The organism is Nocardia sp. NPDC055002 (assembly GCF_053608825.1).
The window spans coordinates 1061453-1077976 of the sequence record NZ_JBSGWE010000002.1; the positions used below are offsets into that span (position 1 = coordinate 1061453).

Below are 16524 nucleotides of genomic sequence, written 5' to 3' on the forward strand. Positions count from 1 at the left end.
ACAGACGCGGGTTGGTGATTGATATGGTCCGCCGTCAGTACGCCGCCGTCATGAGTAGTGCGCTACCTGTTTCGGCCAGGCGCGGTCAGTACGGAGGCCGAAAGAGTTCGAGGCATGTCCTGGTGCAGTATGCCGAGGGCTGCAAGCTGTACAAGACCAGTCGCGACCTCCTGCAAGATTTCGCGGATCTCGGTCAGGTCGATCTGCGTTGACTGCAGGTAGTCCTTGAGGTTGGTTTCGGCCAGCGGCATCGCGCAATAGGTGTAGTCCAGGCCCTTTGCACCGCCCCACGGGACCAGTAGGTGGCTTGTGGGCAGCTCAGCCTCCATGACCTGATTCGCGATGTCGAGCTCACGGCGATCGTATACAGAGTTCAGGGCCTTGCCCTCTGATGCAGTCAATACACCTCGGTTATGTTCACCGAATCGCTTGCCTTGCAAGGCATGTCAGCCTCGATCGGAAGCATCGGCGATGCCTACGACAATGCTCTTGCCGAGTCGATCATCGGGCTTTTCAAGACCGAAGTCGTCCGCCGCCAAGGCCCGTTCAAGACCGTCGCCGATGTCGAATTCGCGTTGATGGAGTGGGTCGATTGGTATAACAATGCCCGCTTGCACTCTCGTCTCGGCTACCTCACCCCGGCCGAGCACGAGACTGCCTACTACGCTCAAAACCCTCCACGCCGACCGGCGCTGGTCAACTCCTGAAGCCGGTCCTCAACCCGTGACGGTTCACCACCCGGCGATGGTCGAACTTGCGAAGACACCAATGTCGAAGTGTTGTAGGTGGTGTGGAGGTCGCTGCAGAGTGGTCAGGCGCGGGGATCGCGCCCGAGGTCGTTGATGACCTCCGCGCCGGGCAATTCCGCCAAAAGGTTGCCCTGCAGAAGCAGCTTCGAGCCACGTCGTCCCGAGCCGATGATCGCTGCTGTCATCGACAGCACCCTCGGATCGACCAGCAGGCGCCAAGCGGCGGGTAGCCCGATCGGGGTGATGGCACCGTATTCCATGCCGCTTTCGATGGTTGCTCTGTCCATGGGCAGAAACGACGGTCGCCGCACATCGAGGGTTCGTTTGGCGACTGTGTTGATGTCGACGTGGGTGTCGGAGCGGACCACGCAGGCGGCCACGCGTTCCTCGCCGCCGCGTTTGCCGGCGACGATCACGCAGTTCGCGCCGGTCGTCAGCGGCAGGTTGTAGGCCTTCATCATTGCTGCGGTGTCCGAGAACGCTGCATCGATTTCGACTACCGCGACATGCTCTGCGTGTGCCCAGCCAGCGATTGCATCGGCGACCGGCTCGGCGAGAAGTTCCCGGTGAGAAGTCGCTGGCAACGATTTCAAGTTCTCGACTAGTGGAAGGCTCATGTGTGCGCTCCAAAGTGTTTGAATCGCAGGCGATACGACGGCCGGCTCGTGTCGGCTGGCTCCGCGCTCAGCGTGTTTGACGGTGCCGTCACCGAATGTGATCTGGCGTCGATTGGACGGTCAGGGCAGGCGAATCTGAATCTGGGTATGCCACGCCGAGATCTAGATCGCCGCGTTGTGATAGGCCTCGACGACTGCCGCTGAGATCGGGCCTCGTTTCGATACTCGAACACCGTGGGCGCGGGCCCACTTCCGAATGATCCGGATCTGTTCCGGGGCGATCGCTGAGGGGTTGGTGCGCCGTGGCGATGGGTCGATCGTGCGGGCGAATGGTGTCCACTGGCCCAAGGTGTTGCGCAGCCGGTCACCGTTGGCCATCGACACGTCGATTTCGTAGGTGACCCCGTCCAGAGCGAACGACACGGTTTCCTCGGCGGCAGACGTGCCGTCGTAGTCGTCGACCAGTTCCTCGATGACCTGACGCGCCATGGATTGCCTCCGATGTAGTCAAAGGTGAGCAGCAGTGGACCCGGCACTGACTGCGCCTGGTGTCGAGCGGTACGCCACTAGCGCAGCCCCCCGCCGACGACCAGGACCTCGCCGGTGATCCAAGATGCTGACTCCGAGGCGAGGAAGGTGACCGCGGGCGCGATGTCTTCGGGGACGCCGATGCGTCCGAGCGGGGTGATGCGGGTGATCTCGTCTCGGAATGTCTTGGCGGAGAAGGCGCTACGCTGCATTCCGTGGGTCTGGGTTAATCCCGGGTTGACCGAGTTCACACGGATCCCGCGCAAACCCAGTTCGTTGGCCAGCGTGCGGGTGATCGAGTCCACGGCTGCCTTGGTCGCGGTGTAGATCGTGGACTGGGCGGGGTGAAACGACGACACGCTCGAACCGATGTTGATGATGCTGCCGCCGTCGGTCATCAGCGACCGCACCGCTTCGCGGGTCACGAATGTCAGCCCGAAGACGTTCAGCGAGAATTGTCTGATGAATTCCTCTTCGGTGACCTCGTCGATCGTGCCCATCTGGTAGACGCCGGCGTTGTTGACCAGAATGTCGAGCCGTTCGAGGTGATTGCGAAGTTCGGTGAATAACTGCTGGGCGCCCGCGGCGCTGGACACGTCACCGGCGATGACGAATGCCGAGCCGCCCGCATCGGTGATCCGTGCGACGACGTCGTCGGCCGACGACTTGTCTGACGAGTAGTTGACTGCGACCGTGGCACCGGCGGCCGCGATGTCCGCGGCGATCGCTGCGCCGATTCCCTTCGACGCGCCGGTCACCAGCGCGGTCTTTCCCTGTAACGACATCACTGTTGAACCTCCCAAGATCAAGGAACGATGGTTAAGAACCGAGCTCAGCGGGCATCTCCGGGTCTATTTCGAAATCCGTTGAGCGCCATGGGTACAAGCCTGTCCACGCTGTTCTCGGTGAGCGGGGCGTGTCCCGATATCAAGCGATAGACCAGAGGTCCGAAGAACATGTCGATCATGTCGTCGCGGTCCATCGATTTCACAATCTCGCCCCGTGCCGCGGCACGATCCAGAATCGTGGCGAACCCGGCGCGCCGTTTGTCGAGAAAGTATTTGTGGAAGTAGACGCGAGCAGACGGTTCCTGAATGCACGAAGCGAGCAGCTGAGCGAACACTCCACCCAGATCGCTCGCATAGAAGCGAACGATTCCTTTCAGGTAGATCGACAGATCCTGCACGACGTCACCGGTATCGGGAATCGTCAAAGCGTCCTGCATCATCAGTCCGTACGACTTCGCGATGATCGCGGTCCGTGACGGCCAATGGTTGTAGAGCGTCACCTTGCTGATCCCTGCACGTGCGGCGATCGCGTCGATCGTGGCCGCCGAATACCCTGCTTCCTGCAACAGCTCTTGCGTGGCGCGGATCGCCTTCTGATGAAGCAGGGTGCTTCGCGGACCCGTGGGGGGCTTGAGTTCTTCGTCGTCGCCGATCAAATCGGACTCCTCTCTCTGCCCCTCCGATGAGGCGTATCCGAGCGGAGCCCTACCTCACGCACACCCTTGACGCGTCTCTCTTTGTTGGCAGTGCAGCAGTGCGCCAGCGTATGTAAGAACATGGCCATATCTGAACTGACTGTACAGTTCAGATATCAGTCTGTCTACCGAGTGGATGAAGGATCCGCTGATCCCAGTCGGCACCCGCCGCGCGGCGGCTCGACGGTGGGATCTTTGGGTTCTCGTTGCGCCCTGCGTAATCGCAGGTGATGGGCATGCCCGGCTTGTGGCGCCAGAGTCGGAATCCGGCGTCGGTCAGATCTAGGGGGGCTTGACTATGGCGCAGACCACTCCATAGAATAAAAGTGAAGTCACTTTCACTAATGGAGGAAGCCATGCAGCCGATGCAGCCCGTATGGATCGTCGACGGGACCAGGACCCCGTTCGGCAAGTTCGGTGGCAGTCTGCGGGAACTGTCCGTGATCGACATGGCAAAGCAGACGCTCGAGTCGCTGTTGACTCGGACGCAGTGGTCGGTCGACGACATCGACGAACTGATCGTCGGGATGGCGATGATCGAGGGCGGACTGATGGTGCCCGCCCGCCAGCTCGCCTACGCCGCGGGACTGCCCGAGACGCTACCCACCCTCACCATCGACCGGGCATGTTGCTCGGGAATGGCGGCGGTCGGGCTGGGTGTGCGCGCGATCGGCGCGGGCGCGCGATCCGCGCTCACGATGGGCGTGGAATCGATGAGCCAGACGCCTCGGCTGTTGCACGAGACCCGGTGGGGATCTAAACGCGGCGACCTGACCGTGGAGGATCTGCTGATGTTGCGCAACCCACTCGAGGGTGGGGTGTCTATCGCGCGATCGGTCGGTCTCGAGGCGCAGGCCCGCGGGGTAGGGCGTGAAGAGCAGGACAACTGGGCGTTGCAGAGTCACGAGCGCTACTTCAAGGCCTTGGCCGAAGGATACTTTCACGGCGAGGTGAGCGCGGTGTCGACTCCGAACGGAATCGTCGAGGTCGACGAGCAACCCCGAGCCGATACCAGCATCGAGAAGCTGTCGCGTCTCACGCCGGTCTACGGCGGCCCGACGGTCACCGCGGGTAACGCCCCAGGTCTCAACGACGGTGCCGTCGCGATCATGCTGGCCGGGGAGCAGGCGCTGTCGGACAATGGCGCGACTCCGCTGGCGAAGGTGCACTCGTATCTGCAGACCGCGTCGACACCGACATCGTCGGTGTACCTTCCCGGAGTCGCGATCGGGCGCCTGATCGCGGAGGCGGGTCTCAGCGCGGCTGATATCTCCGTCATCGAGATCAACGAGGCCTTCGCCGCCACCGCGGTTGTGAGCACGAAGGCTTTGGCTGGCGGCGACTTCGCGCTGGAGCGGGAGCTGGCCTCACGCACCAATGTCAACGGCGGAGCGGTAGCGCTGGGCCACCCCACCGGTGCGAGCGGCGCGCGGCTGGTGCTCACCGCCGCCCGTCAACTGCAACGGTCCGGCGGTCGCTGGGCGGTCGCCGCGATCTGCGGCGGATTCGGACAGACCGACGCGGTGCTGATCGAGGCAGCGTAGTGACACAATCATTAACGAGGTATGCGATGAAGCACACGATGCAGGATGTGCCGCTCACGGTCGATCAACTATTCCGGCGCGTCGAGCGGTACTCCGCACACAAGACGATCACCGAGGCTCACAACGGCACGTTCGTGGAGACCTCGATCAGGCACTGGGCCCAGCGCACGCGCCGCCTCGCCGGTGCGCTCGCGGGCATGGCGTTGCCTGTCGGTACTCCGGTCGCGACGTTCGCCGCGAACACTATCCGCCACGTGGAGTTGAGCTACGCGGTGCCTGGCTCGGGGCTGGTACTGCATCCGATCAATGTTCGGCTGCCCGCGGATCAACTGACCTACATCCTCAACCATGCGCAGGACGCCGTCGTTTTCGTCGACCAGTCGCTCCTGGGCCGACTGATGCCGGTCCTGGTGAACACACCGAGCGTGCGCCGGGTCGTGGTGATGGACGACGAGGGTCCCATGGTGGACGTCGATCTGATCTCGGCGTCGCCGGTGCCGATCGACGACTACGAAGAACTCATCGCCGCAGCGCACGCGATCGAACTGCAGGTGAGCGACGAGTCGTTGCCGGCGACCATCTGCTACACCAGCGGCACCACGGGTAACCCCAAAGCGGTCGTCAACTCGCACCGGACTCTCTGGTTGCACACGATGTCGCTACTGCAGACCGATACCGCGGGGATCTGTGAGCGTGACACCGTCCTTCCGTTGGTGCCGATCTTTCACGCGAGCGCGTGGGGCTTGTGTTATGCGGCGCTGACCGCCGGTGCCGATCTCGTGCTACCGGGATCCGACCTGAGTGGGTCGTCGGTCGCGCGACTGATGGAGCAGCGCCGGGTCACGTTCTCCACTGCCGTACCGACGGTGTGGTCGCGGGTTCTGCCCGAACTTCGAGATCGTGACACCTCCGCTGTTCGGATGCTGTGTTCCGGCGGATCCGCAGTGCCGGTACGGCTTTCGGAGCTGTGTCGGGAACTGACCGGCAACCCGATCGTCCAGGTGTGGGGAATGACCGAGACGAATGCGTTCGCGGCGATGACCCGGGTGCGTTCACATCTCGATCCGGCCGATCTCGCGACAGCACACACGGTCTCGCAATCGCAGGGAATCGCTAGCCCCGGTGTCGAATTCCGCATCGTCGGTGAGGATGATGACCGAGAGCTCGAGTGGGACGGAGTCGCCGTCGGTGAATTGCAGTGCCGCGGGCCGTGGGTGACAGCCGGGTATCACGGTGACACTGTGCAGCACGCCTCCACACCGGACGGCTGGTTCCGTACCGGCGACACCGCGGTGATCGACCCCGACGGATACATCCGGTTACGCGACCGACTCAAGGACCTGATCAAATCCGGCGGCGAATGGATCTCCTCGCTCGAACTCGAAGTCGCGATCCAACGGTATCCGGCGGTCGAATCGGTCGCGGTGATCGGAGTTCCCTCCGAGCGCTGGGACGAAAGACCGATCGCCTGTGTGGTTCCGGTCGCCGGCAGCAGTGTCGAAGCGGACGAGCTCTTGGCGTGGCTACGTCCGCAGATAGCGAAGTTCTGCCTGCCCGACGAGGTCCATCTGCTGGCCGAACTCCCGATGACCAGTGTCGGAAAGATCGACAAGAAAGCGCTACGCGCGCTGTACGCATCAGAGATGCGTCGATAAGCACCGGCCCCGAATGCCGCTGCATTCATATTCAATTCTTCAAGGAGCCAAACCATGGTCGACTTCGATAAACATGGACGCATAGCGGTGATAACACTCGATCGTCCGACGGTACGCAATGCCATCGATCACGCCGACGCCGAAGCGATCGAAGAGATAATCGATGCCATCGAACTCGATGACACCATCTGGGTATCTGTCATCACCGGCACCGGCCCGGTGTTCTGCTCCGGCGCCAACCTGAAAGCCATCGCCGACGGCGGAAGCCCCGCGAAAACAGTTCGCGGCGGTTTCGCCGGACTCGTCGCGCGGGCACGATCCAAACCGCTGATCGCCGCGGTGAACGGACCTGCCATCGCCGGCGGCTGCGAAATCGTGCTGGCGTGTGACCTGGTGGTCTCCTCGACAACCGCGTCGTTCGGTCTTTCCGAGGTCAAGCGTTCGATGGTCGCCGCTGGTGGCGGGCTCTATCACCTGCCTCAGGTGCTGCCGCGCAACGTCGCCATGGAACTTGCGCTGACCGGCGACCCAATCACCGCGCACCGTGCCTATCAGCTCGGACTGGTTAACGATCTCGTCGAACCGGAGGGGCTGATGGAGGCGGCGTTCGGTCTGGCCGACCGGATCACGGCCAACGCTCCGCTGGCGGTCCGGCACGCCAGAACTGTCTTGCGACAAGGGATGAACCTTGACGCAGCCGAAGCGATGGCGCTGGGGGAGCAGACCATGGAGATTATCCGAAAGACCGAAGATTTCAGCGAGGGCGCTCGCGCGTTCCTCGAGAAGCGACTGCCGCAGTGGGTCGGTCGCTGACCGATCGACCCGGCGCTACGCGCCGCCGATAGATTTCGCGGCCCGATCACAGGGGCCGCATTCCACCCGACAAACCAGGGTTCCTTTGTTGTACCCGAAAAAGGATACGAAATGCCTTCCCCACAAACACCTTTCGAGCTTTTCGGTATCGCCGGACTCATTTCCGAGACCGACGCCGCAGTACAAGACACAGTCCGCAAATTCGCCGAAGCCGAGCTGCGTCCCCGTGTCGCCGAATGGTACGAATCCGGTGATGTCCCGGTCCGCGAGCTCGCCGCCCAACTCGGTGAACTCGGTGTGCTCGGTATGCACCTGGACGGATACGGCTGCCAGGGGACCAGCGCCACCGCCTACGGCCTGGCCTGCCTCGAGCTCGAGGCCGTCGACTCCGGCTTGCGCACACTGGTATCGGTGCAGGGCTCGCTGGCCATGTACGCGATCTGGAAATGGGGCTCGCCGGAACAGAAGACCACTTGGCTGCCACCGATGGCGCGGGGCACGGCCATTGGATGTTTCGGACTGACCGAACCCGAATTCGGTTCCGACCCGGCCGGTATGCGCACCTTCGCGCGCCGCGACAACGGTGACTGGGTGCTCAACGGCACCAAGAAGTGGATCACCAACGGGTCGGTCGCCGATGTCGCGATCGTGTGGGCGCACACCGACGACGCCATCCGCGGCTTCGTGGTTCCCACCGACACACCAGGATTCTCGGCCAACCCGATCGGCGGCAAGCTCTCGCTGCGGGCGTCGGTGACCAGCGAGCTCATCCTCGACGACGTCCGACTGCCCGACTCCGCGGTACTGCCGTCGGCGACCGGACTCGGCGGTCCGCTCGCGTGCCTCAACGAAGCACGGTTCGGGATCGTCTTCGGCGCGCTCGGCGCCGCACGCGACAGTCTGGACACGGCCATCGCCTACACAATAGAGCGGCAAATCTTCGGAAAGCCGCTTGCCGCCTATCAAGCGACGCAATTGAAACTGAGCAACATGACCCTGAAACTGGGCACCGCCATGCTCTTGGCACTCCAATTGGGTCGGCTCAAAGACAGGGGGGAATTGCGCCCCGAACAGATCAGCCTCGGCAAGCTGAACAGCGTTCGCGAGGCCATCGATATCGTGCGCGAATGCCGTCCGATTTTCGGCGCCAATGGCATCACACTCGACTATCCCGCCCTGCGTCATGCGAACAACCTTGAGTCGGTGATGACCTACGAAGGGACCGCGGAAATACATCAGTTGACCATCGGCCGAGCCCTTTCTGGTCAGCAAGCATTTCGCTGACCTCCACCTCCGTAACCCTCGCACCACCCTTTCTTTCTTGGAGATTGCAATGACGGAATATCCAAAATTCGAGGTCAGCGACGAAAAGATGTCGTCGTACCAATGGACAGCGATCGGGGTATGTGTCGTCCTGAACATGCTCGACGGTTTCGACATACTCGTGATGGCCTTCACCGCGAACTCGGTCAAGGCCGAATGGGGCCTGTCCGCCGGCCAACTCGGTGTCCTACTGAGCGCCGGCCTGCTCGGCATGGCGATCGGTGCGCTGTTCATCGCACCATGGGGTGACCGGATCGGGCGACGAAAACTCGTCATATCCTGCGTCGGCATCGCCACCATCGGAATGATCGGCGCCGCGCTGGCCCAGGACGAAGTCCAGTTGGGCCTGATGCGAGCCCTGACCGGGCTCGGGGTGGGCGGGCTGCTGTCGTGCACCAACGTGCTCGCCAGCGAATACTCCTCGCCGCGCTGGCGCGGGCTCGCTGTGAGCCTGCAGACCACTGGATTCACCGTTGGTGCCACCGTCGGCGGCTTGGCAGCGGTGTTCCTGATCGATAGCTGGGGATGGCGGTCGGTGTTCTTCGTCGGCGCGGGGCTTTCACTCTCATCGCTGATCCTGGTGATGTGGCGCCTGCCCGAATCCGTCGACTTCCTCCTCGACAGCGGTGCCGCCGACGCACTCGAGCGCATCAACCAGATCGCTCACCGCGCGGGCATGGCGCCGTTGTCCTCGCTGCCGATTCGGGCACCGAAACTCGCGACGGCCCAGGCCCGATTCCCCGCATTGCTCTCTCCTGCATTGCGCCGCGAAACCCTGACCTTGTGGCTGCTGTTCCTGATCATGTTGTTCACCTATTACTTCGTCACCAGTTGGAGCCCGCAACTGCTGATCACCGCTGGGATGTCACCCAGCCGCGGTCTCACCGGCGGTGTGCTGCTCAATATCGGTGGCGTGATCGGCACTCTGTTGTTCGGATTCCTGTCCGCTCGGGCTCCTGTCGGTCGGGTCCTGGCCGCTGCGATGTTCGTGACCGTCGCGCTGTTGGCGGCGTTTCCCGCGACCTTGTCGAGTCTGGGGATCGCGTTGCTGAGTGGACTGCTCATGGGCATGTGCATCAGTGGCTGTATCGCGGGCCTGCTCGCCACCGCGGCGCTGGCTTACCCGACACACATTCGCGCGACCGGCGTCGGTAGCGCTATCGGAATCGGTCGTGCTGGAGCGATTGCTTCACCGTTGATCGTCGGGGCTCTGATCGACGCGGGCTGGACCCCGGCGCACCTCTATGTCGCGGCCGCAGCACTTGTGCTGGTCGCCGCAGGAGCAGCACTGACACTTCGATCCAGCGGTCCGGCCCCTGGATCGGAACCGCCGACAGTGACCGCGACTGCAGCGGCGCCGATAACCCCCTGAGCACGCGATCCACACCGGACGAAGCCCATAGAACTCAACCGAACAGGAACCTCATGATCTCCAAGAATCTCGCCGCTGCCGCCGGGATCGCACTGTCACTCGCCGGCGCAGCAGCAACCGTGTCCGCCGAACCCGCGCCCCCGCCTCCGGTGAACGTCGATCTCGCACCTGGCGTCAATTACAGCGCCTACAAAGACGGAAGCGCCGCGGTGATCACGGTGACCGACGGGACGTTGATCGTCGACAACGGGCAGTTCCAGATCCGCGATCGTGCCGGTCGCGTGCTGGCCGGAGTTCCACTGGAATTCACCATCGACGACATCGCGTTTCCGATCGACACCGAACTCGACGGCAACACCGCCACATTGACGCCGTCGCTGGACACCACCCGTGCCCACTACAAGCCCGCCGCTTTGCCGTTCGAGGACCAGGCGCCGTGGAAATCCGCCTACGACCGTGAAGTCGCCGCGTGGAATCGGATGACCTCGACGATCAGCATGGGCGCCGGAATCGGCGCCATCGTCGGGGCGGTGGCGTCCGGCACCCTGGGATGCCTGCTCGGCGGTGCCGCAGGTGCCGTGCTGACCGGCCCGCTGGCGACCCTGTTCGGAGCGGGCCCGCTGGTGGGTTGCCTGATCGGGGCAGCCGCCCTGGCCCCGATCGGTGTCCTCGTCGGCGCGATGTTCGTCGGTGCCCCGGTGGCGATCGCCGCGTTCATCCAGTACTCCGCAACGGTGAACGCCCCCTTCGTCCCGGCGAAGTAGACCGTCCGCGCATCCACGCCACGATCAGACCGCACACTCCAGCCGCTCGGACGTCCCGCAAGGGCTGTCCGAGCGGCGCACCGGTTGCCGGGGCGGAGGGATCCCCTCGCGAGATCGGGCACCGTGGTCGTGGCGGGTTGCGCACCACCGGGTTTCGGTGGCCGCTGATAGACTGAACACGGTTCAAATGTCTTTCGACAGCGGGAGGGTGAGAAATGGCGGCGTTCGTGGCCGTATCGAAGCCGAGGACGCGTTCCGCGCCGACCAAAAAGGGTCAGGAAACGAGAGCGCGAATTCTCGCCGCGGGCCGTGAGGTACTCAGCGAACGAGGATACTTCGGTGCCACCGTCGCCGAGATCGCGGAGAAGAGTTCGCTCTCACTCGGCGCTATCTACCGCTATTTCGCCAACAAAGACCTGGTTTTCTTGGAAATCCTCGAGGAAGTAACCGAGGAGCTGTTCACCGCGGTGAGCGGCAGTTGGGTCAAAGGCAGTGAATTGGAGTCGCTGCGAGAATCTTCCCGGCGATACCTCACGACCTATTACGACAATCGGCGCCTCATCGCGGGACTGATCGAGATGTCCGCAGCCGTTCCAGAGTGTGCCGAACGCTGGTGGAATCTCAAGCGACAGACTTTCCGACGCAAAGAGCTATACCTACGTCGCCATCTGCCTGCCGGAGACTTGAACCCGGAATATGCCTCGGTTGCACTGGCCACCATGGTCGACCAACTGGCGTTCCACTGGTACGTGGAGGCCGAGAAGTACGGGGGAGAAGCCCCGACCATCGAAGAAGCGTCCGAGACGGTGAGTCTCATCTGGTATCGCAGCATCTACGCCGACCCAGGCGGCGATCCCCACTGAGGGGCGGCCCCGTCTGATGCGACCGGTGGTGTACCCGGGAACTCCGGGCACACCACCGTCAGTACGATGTCAGGGCAGGAAGAACGGTGCCACCGGTTCGTTCAGGAGGGTGACCGACTTCAGGTGGGTGTACATGTTCAGCGTTTCAGCGCAGTACTCGCTCCCGTATCCGCTGTCCTTGTATCCGCCGAACGGTGAACCGTCGGTCATGTTGAAATAGCCGTTGATCCATACCGATCCGGCCTCGAGAAGGTCTGCGGTCTTCATCGCGTTGGCGATGTCGTTGGTGTACAGACCTGCTGCGAGCCCGTATCGGACGCCATTGGCTTCGGCGATCATCGTGTCGTAGTCGTTCCAACGGATAACCGACAGAACCGGACCGAAGATCTCCTCCTGCGCGATGCGCGCGGAGTTCTCTGTCGCGAACACTGCGGGTCGCACGAAGTGGCCGAACTCGTTGCCAGGCACCTCGATCCGATCGCCGCCGGTCAGTAGTTCGGCACCTTCCTTCTTACCGATGTCGATGTAGTCCAATACGCGCTCGCCCTGCTCGGCCGAAACCAGGCAGCTGACAACGGTCGCGGGGTCGAGGGGCGATCCCACGACGATACGTTCGAACCCTGCCACCAGCTGCGGCATGAAGGTGTCGTAGATGTCGTCATGGACGAACAGTCGGGTACCGGCAAGGCAGGACTGGCCGTTGCAGTGGGCGACAGCGAATGCGGCGTTGTCGACGATCGCGGCGAAGTCCGTCACATCGGGGAACACGATGTTGGGACTCTTACCGCCCAGCTCCAGCGACACCGGAACCAGCCGTTCGGCACCTGCCTGCGCGATCAGGCGTCCCACCTCGGTACTTCCGGTGAACGCGAGCTTCTTCACGTCGGGATGAGCGGTCAGCGCGGCGCCGGCTTCCTCGCCGAGACCTGGGACGATATTCACCACGCCAGGAGGGAAGATCTCGCTGATGAACTTGCCCAGTTCGAGGGTCGACAGCGAGGCGTTCTCGTCGGGCTTGAGGACCACGGTGTTGCCCGCTGCCAGAGCGGGCGCCATCTTGAACGCCGCCATGATCGCCGGGACGTTCCACGGAATGATCTGTCCCACTACGCCGAGCGGTTCACGCTTGGCGATGGCGATACCGCCGGGGATCGACCGGTTCCAGCCCGCGTGCGTCACCGCGGCGGCGGCGAAGAAGCGGTACTGATCGGCGGCCCTGGCGTGATCGATGGTGGTCTCGCTCACGTGGCGCCCGATGTCGAGGGCATCGATGAGTGCGAGGCGGTCGATGTTCGCGTCGATGACCCGCGCGAGTTCGACCAGCATCGCTGATCGCTGCTCGGCCGGTGTCGCTGCCCATCCTGGAAACGCCGATTTCGCGGCAGCGACAGCATTCGCGATGTCTGTTCGCGAACCGCGGGTGATGTCGGCGAGGTGCGCGCCTGTGGCGGGGTTGATCGCGGCAAAGGTCTCCGTGGTCGGCGACGTGAACCGGCCGCCGATCAGCGGCTGGTAGCGCTCGCCGAGCCTTGCCTGAGCGGCCGGGTCTTGTGTCTGTGTCGTCATAAGCGTTGTCCTCTGTGAGAAACGGCCTGATGGCCGATGCGTCGCTTCCCGGCAGTGTCCGGTGGGCGATCAGCAGGGGATGTAAAAGTGACGTCACATTTCTATGCCCTGAGAACTGTAGTCGTCAAGGAGATTTCTGAGATGTGCAACTGCTTGACCTGCTCGTTGCGAAGGCGTAGAAAAATGACGTCACTTTCACTATTGGAGGAAGTCCACGTGTTCCTGACCATCACCGATGCCGCGGCGGCACTCCGCGCAGGCGAAACCACCTCTGTCGAGCTGGTCCGCGCCGCATTCGACTCGACCGACGCGCACGACGAACAAGTCGGTGCCTATATCACCCGCTTCGACGAGACGGCTCTGGCGGCGGCCGCGGCCGCGGATGCCGAGTTGACCGCTGGGGTCGACCGGGGTCCGCTGCACGGAATACCGGTCGGAGTAAAGGATGTCATCGCTACCGACGAAGGGGTGACCACCGCCCAGAGTCTGGTCCTGGATCGCGCGTGGGGTGATCGGGGAGACGCCCCCGTGATCGCCCGGTTGCGCGCCGCGGGCGCGGTGATCACCGGCAAAACCAGCACCAACGAGTTCGCGCTCGGCTTTCCCGACCCGGACAAGCCCTTTCCGATCCCACGTAACCCCTGGGATCTCGAGTGCTATCCCGGCGGCTCCAGTTCCGGCACCGGAGCAGGCATCGCGGCGGGAATGTTCCTCGGCGGCTTGGGCACCGATACCGGTGGCAGCATGCGTTCGCCCGCGACCAACTGCGGAATCACCGCCCTGAAGCCGACCTACGGCCGAGTGCCCAAATCCGGGTCTGTGCCGCTGGCTTACAGCTACGACCACATCGGTCCGATGGCGCGCTCGGCGGCCGATTGTGCGGTCATGACCGCGGTTTTGGCCGGACACGACGCATCGGACCCGACGTCGGTGGACCGCCCTGTCGAGGACTATGTGGCAGCCCTGACCGGCTCGCTCGACGGTGTGCGCATCGGCGTGGATCCACTCCTGGACCGCTCGTCCTTCGTCGTACCCGAACTCTCCGATGTGCTGACGTCGGCCCTCGATGTCCTGCGCGCCGCGGGCGCGACGGTGGTCCCGGTCCGGCTGCCGCTCTACGAGGAGCTGACCGCCGCGACCATCATCGGCATGGCCGCCGAACCCTACGCCTACCACCGCCCCGATCTGCAGACCCGGTGGCAGGACTACTGCGTCGGCACACGGCTGGCGGTATCGGCGGGCGCGCTCGTCGCGGCAGGGGACTATGTCCAAGCTCAGCGCGTCCGCCGGGTCGGTCAGCGCAAGGTGGCCGAACTGTTCACCGACGTCGACCTGATCATCACCCCGACCAGTGCCTGCGGCGCGATGGAATGGGAAACCCTGTCCTTCGCCGACATCTTCAACTCCCTCTACACCCCGTACTGGAACGCCGTCGGCAACCCGGTCATGTCGGTGCCGATGGGTTTCACCACCGACGGGCTGCCCCTGGGCATGCAGATCATCGGTAAGCCCTTCGACGAAGCCGCCGTGCTCGGCGCGGGCCACACATACCAAGAACGCACCGACTGGCATCTGCGCGTGCCAGAGCTCGTGTCGAACAGCTACCGCCGATGACATCGCCAGCCACTCCAAGGAGTTCTGCACCCATGAAAACCGATTACACCGTGCTGGTCCCCGCACTGCTGCAGGCCGCTGGAATCACCGTCACCCCTGACGAACTCGCGATCATGATCGCGGCGTCTCCTGGCCGCGCCGCGGCGATCGAATCGTTGTACAGAGTCCCCGAGGCCCGCTACGAAGAACCGTCTGTGATCTTCCGCGCGGCTCCATGACATTCGCCCGGACCCTCGTGCCGGCTCCTGCCCACACCAATTCGCGTGGTATCAAGTCCCGTCCATGGTGGTGAAATCGGCGAAGCCGGGGGCGTGGGCACGCACAATCTAAATCGGGAGCAATCATCCGTGACATTCCCTAATGGTCTGCGTCCCCGGCAGGTCGATGAAACGACCTCGGTCACACCACTCGAGTTGTTCTTCGACCTCGTCTTCGTCTTCGCGTTCATCCGGGTCACCGACCTGATGGCCGAACACACCACAGGTGAGAATCTGCTCCGCGGCGTCCTGGTCATCGCCGTGCTGTGGTGGAGCTGGGTCGCCTACGCATGGCTGTGCAACCTGGTGCGCGCAGACGAAGGAATCCTGCGGGTGGTGATGTTCGGCGCGCTGATGGCAATGCTCATGACGGCCCTGACAATCACCGAAGCGTTCGACGACCTGCCGGGTGGACTGCCCGGCCCGGTCGTGTTCGCCCTCGCCTACTTCACCGTCCGCCTGCTGCACTTGCTGACATTCTGGGTCATCAGCCGAGAAGACCCGCAGTTACGGGGACAGATCCACCGATTCGTGCCCAGCATGCTGATCGGAACCACGTTTCTGCTGATCGCATCGCAGCTCACCGCAACCGCGCAAACCGTCATGTGGATCCTCGCCTTGGCCGGTGACTACGTGGGAACCCTCGTCAGCGGCACAAGGTGGCGACTGCGCTCGGTCGGCCAGTTCGCCGAACGACACGGGCTCATCATCATCATCGCGTTGGGCGAATCAATCGTCTCGATCGGGATCGCAGTCACCGGCCTGCCCATCTCCTGGGAGATCGTCGCCGCCTCGCTACTCGGCATCACCGTCTCCGGAGCGCTGTGGTGGTCCTACTTCGATATGACATCCCTGGCGGTCGAGCAGATCCTCGAAGAGTCGACCGGTGAGCAGCGCATCCGGATCGCTCGCAACTGCTACAGCTTTCTCCATCTACCGATGGTGATCGGCATCGTCATGCTGTCACTGGGGCTGAAAAAAATCCTCTCCACGGTGGGCCATATCGACTACCACCGCCTCACCGACCCACTCGTTGGATGGCCGCTGATCGCACTCCTCGGCGGCACCGCGCTCTACCTGCTGGCTCTGGTGGCGTTCAAGGCCTACGCTGCGGGATCGATCGAGAAGAGTCGTGTCGTGACAGCACTCGTGCTGATCGCATCCGTTCCTCTCGTCGAGCACATCCCATCGCTCGCGACGCTCGGCGCTCTCGCTAGTTGCCTGCTCACAATGATCAGCTACGAGACGGTTCGCCACAATCAGCGCCGACGTCGGCTGCGCCAGAGCCGCTGACTGGGTGGGAACGCCGTCTCGCCTGCGGTCGAGCGCGGAGTCAGTTTCCGGGATCTTCGCGTGCAAGCAAGGTGGGAATACCT

16 protein-coding genes and 1 pseudogene are annotated in these 16524 nt (G+C 63.3%); 11 read left to right on the forward strand and 6 right to left on the reverse strand.

The window, feature by feature from the left end; translation table 11 throughout:
- Positions 1-62: 62 nt before the first annotated feature.
- A complete protein-coding gene (locus ACWF99_RS12135) occupies positions 63-401 on the reverse strand; it encodes a hypothetical protein (protein ID WP_452535879.1) in 339 nt (112 codons plus the stop codon).
- On the opposite strand from ACWF99_RS12135, the pseudogene ACWF99_RS12140 reads away from it, so the two are divergent.
- Positions 396-707 (forward strand): annotated as a pseudogene (locus tag ACWF99_RS12140) (integrase core domain-containing protein); the annotation flags it as partial. The gene ACWF99_RS12135 and the pseudogene ACWF99_RS12140 overlap by 6 nt on opposite strands.
- Positions 708-811: 104 nt before the next feature.
- Here the strand turns inward: ACWF99_RS12140 and ACWF99_RS12145 are convergent.
- The 4 genes from ACWF99_RS12145 to ACWF99_RS12160 all read right to left on the reverse strand — a co-directional run bounded on the left by ACWF99_RS12145 (position 812) and on the right by ACWF99_RS12160 (position 3338).
- A complete protein-coding gene (locus tag ACWF99_RS12145; RefSeq protein ID WP_452535880.1) occupies positions 812-1366 on the reverse strand; it encodes a YbaK/EbsC family protein in 555 nt (184 codons plus the stop codon).
- 162 nt (positions 1367-1528) lie between these two features.
- The gene (locus tag ACWF99_RS12150; protein ID WP_452535881.1) at positions 1529-1855 is read right to left on the reverse strand and encodes a histone-like nucleoid-structuring protein Lsr2; all 327 of its coding nucleotides are present in this window, start codon (positions 1853-1855) and stop codon (positions 1529-1531) included.
- Positions 1856-1932: 77 nt separating this feature from the next.
- On the reverse strand, positions 1933-2679 hold the full coding sequence (locus tag ACWF99_RS12155) for an SDR family NAD(P)-dependent oxidoreductase (RefSeq protein WP_452535882.1): 747 nt from the start codon (positions 2677-2679) through the stop codon (positions 1933-1935).
- A 47-nt stretch (positions 2680-2726) separates the two neighbouring features.
- Complete coding sequence (locus ACWF99_RS12160; protein WP_452535883.1) at positions 2727-3338, reverse strand: TetR/AcrR family transcriptional regulator; 612 nt, start codon at positions 3336-3338, stop codon at positions 2727-2729.
- Between the two features lie 395 nt (positions 3339-3733).
- On the opposite strand from ACWF99_RS12160, the gene ACWF99_RS12165 reads away from it, so the two are divergent.
- From ACWF99_RS12165 to ACWF99_RS12195, 7 genes are all read left to right on the forward strand, one after another.
- Positions 3734-4921, forward strand: a complete 1188-nt coding sequence (locus ACWF99_RS12165; protein ID WP_452535884.1) for a thiolase family protein — start codon at positions 3734-3736, stop codon at positions 4919-4921.
- A gap of 26 nt (positions 4922-4947) precedes the next feature.
- The gene (locus ACWF99_RS12170) at positions 4948-6576 is read left to right on the forward strand and encodes a long-chain-fatty-acid--CoA ligase (RefSeq protein WP_452535885.1); all 1629 of its coding nucleotides are present in this window, start codon (positions 4948-4950) and stop codon (positions 6574-6576) included.
- Between the two features lie 54 nt (positions 6577-6630).
- Positions 6631-7389 (forward strand): enoyl-CoA hydratase-related protein, encoded by a 759-nt coding sequence (locus ACWF99_RS12175; RefSeq protein ID WP_452535886.1) that lies wholly within the window; start codon positions 6631-6633, stop codon positions 7387-7389.
- Between the two features lie 111 nt (positions 7390-7500).
- A complete protein-coding gene (locus ACWF99_RS12180; RefSeq protein ID WP_452535887.1) occupies positions 7501-8673 on the forward strand; it encodes an acyl-CoA dehydrogenase family protein in 1173 nt (390 codons plus the stop codon).
- A 49-nt stretch (positions 8674-8722) separates the two neighbouring features.
- Positions 8723-10084 carry an MFS transporter gene (locus ACWF99_RS12185; RefSeq protein ID WP_452535888.1) on the forward strand — a complete coding sequence of 454 codons (1362 nt, stop codon included), beginning with the start codon at positions 8723-8725 and terminating at the stop codon, positions 10082-10084.
- A 53-nt stretch (positions 10085-10137) separates the two neighbouring features.
- The gene (locus ACWF99_RS12190; RefSeq protein WP_452535889.1) at positions 10138-10848 is read left to right on the forward strand and encodes a hypothetical protein; all 711 of its coding nucleotides are present in this window, start codon (positions 10138-10140) and stop codon (positions 10846-10848) included.
- Positions 10849-11063: 215 nt separating this feature from the next.
- On the forward strand, positions 11064-11711 hold the full coding sequence (locus ACWF99_RS12195) for a TetR/AcrR family transcriptional regulator (protein ID WP_452535890.1): 648 nt from the start codon (positions 11064-11066) through the stop codon (positions 11709-11711).
- A gap of 69 nt (positions 11712-11780) precedes the next feature.
- On the opposite strand, the gene ACWF99_RS12200 is transcribed toward ACWF99_RS12195, so the two are convergent.
- Positions 11781-13277 (reverse strand): aldehyde dehydrogenase family protein, encoded by a 1497-nt coding sequence (locus ACWF99_RS12200; RefSeq protein ID WP_452535891.1) that lies wholly within the window; start codon positions 13275-13277, stop codon positions 11781-11783.
- Between the two features lie 183 nt (positions 13278-13460).
- Between ACWF99_RS12200 and ACWF99_RS12205 the strand changes: the two genes are divergently transcribed.
- The 3 genes from ACWF99_RS12205 to ACWF99_RS12215 all read left to right on the forward strand — a co-directional run bounded on the left by ACWF99_RS12205 (position 13461) and on the right by ACWF99_RS12215 (position 16441).
- Positions 13461-14891 carry an amidase gene (locus ACWF99_RS12205; RefSeq protein WP_452535892.1) on the forward strand — a complete coding sequence of 477 codons (1431 nt, stop codon included), beginning with the start codon at positions 13461-13463 and terminating at the stop codon, positions 14889-14891.
- A 32-nt stretch (positions 14892-14923) separates the two neighbouring features.
- Positions 14924-15109 carry a hypothetical protein gene (locus tag ACWF99_RS12210; RefSeq protein ID WP_452535893.1) on the forward strand — a complete coding sequence of 62 codons (186 nt, stop codon included), beginning with the start codon at positions 14924-14926 and terminating at the stop codon, positions 15107-15109.
- Positions 15110-15238: 129 nt separating this feature from the next.
- Complete coding sequence (locus tag ACWF99_RS12215) at positions 15239-16441, forward strand: low temperature requirement protein A (RefSeq protein WP_452535894.1); 1203 nt, start codon at positions 15239-15241, stop codon at positions 16439-16441.
- The last annotated feature ends 83 nt before the right edge of the window (positions 16442-16524 follow it).

Excerpts from the sequence above, each read along its gene's own strand:
- ACWF99_RS12145 (WP_452535880.1), bottom strand. The coding sequence starts at position 1,366 with ATGAGCCTTCCACTAGTCGAGAACTTGAAATCGTTGCCAGCGACTTCT.
- ACWF99_RS12150 (WP_452535881.1), bottom strand. The coding sequence starts at position 1,855 with ATGGCGCGTCAGGTCATCGAGGAACTGGTCGACGACTACGACGGCACG.
- ACWF99_RS12155 (WP_452535882.1), bottom strand. The coding sequence starts at position 2,679 with ATGTCGTTACAGGGAAAGACCGCGCTGGTGACCGGCGCGTCGAAGGGA.
- ACWF99_RS12165 (WP_452535884.1), top strand. The coding sequence starts at position 3,734 with ATGCAGCCGATGCAGCCCGTATGGATCGTCGACGGGACCAGGACCCCG.
- ACWF99_RS12170 (WP_452535885.1), top strand. The coding sequence starts at position 4,948 with ATGAAGCACACGATGCAGGATGTGCCGCTCACGGTCGATCAACTATTC.
- ACWF99_RS12175 (WP_452535886.1), top strand. The coding sequence starts at position 6,631 with ATGGTCGACTTCGATAAACATGGACGCATAGCGGTGATAACACTCGAT.
- ACWF99_RS12180 (WP_452535887.1), top strand. The coding sequence starts at position 7,501 with ATGCCTTCCCCACAAACACCTTTCGAGCTTTTCGGTATCGCCGGACTC.
- ACWF99_RS12185 (WP_452535888.1), top strand. The coding sequence starts at position 8,723 with ATGACGGAATATCCAAAATTCGAGGTCAGCGACGAAAAGATGTCGTCG.
- ACWF99_RS12190 (WP_452535889.1), top strand. The coding sequence starts at position 10,138 with ATGATCTCCAAGAATCTCGCCGCTGCCGCCGGGATCGCACTGTCACTC.
- ACWF99_RS12195 (WP_452535890.1), top strand. The coding sequence starts at position 11,064 with ATGGCGGCGTTCGTGGCCGTATCGAAGCCGAGGACGCGTTCCGCGCCG.
- ACWF99_RS12200 (WP_452535891.1), bottom strand. The coding sequence starts at position 13,277 with ATGACGACACAGACACAAGACCCGGCCGCTCAGGCAAGGCTCGGCGAG.
- ACWF99_RS12205 (WP_452535892.1), top strand. The coding sequence starts at position 13,461 with ATGACGTCACTTTCACTATTGGAGGAAGTCCACGTGTTCCTGACCATC.
- ACWF99_RS12210 (WP_452535893.1), top strand. The coding sequence starts at position 14,924 with ATGAAAACCGATTACACCGTGCTGGTCCCCGCACTGCTGCAGGCCGCT.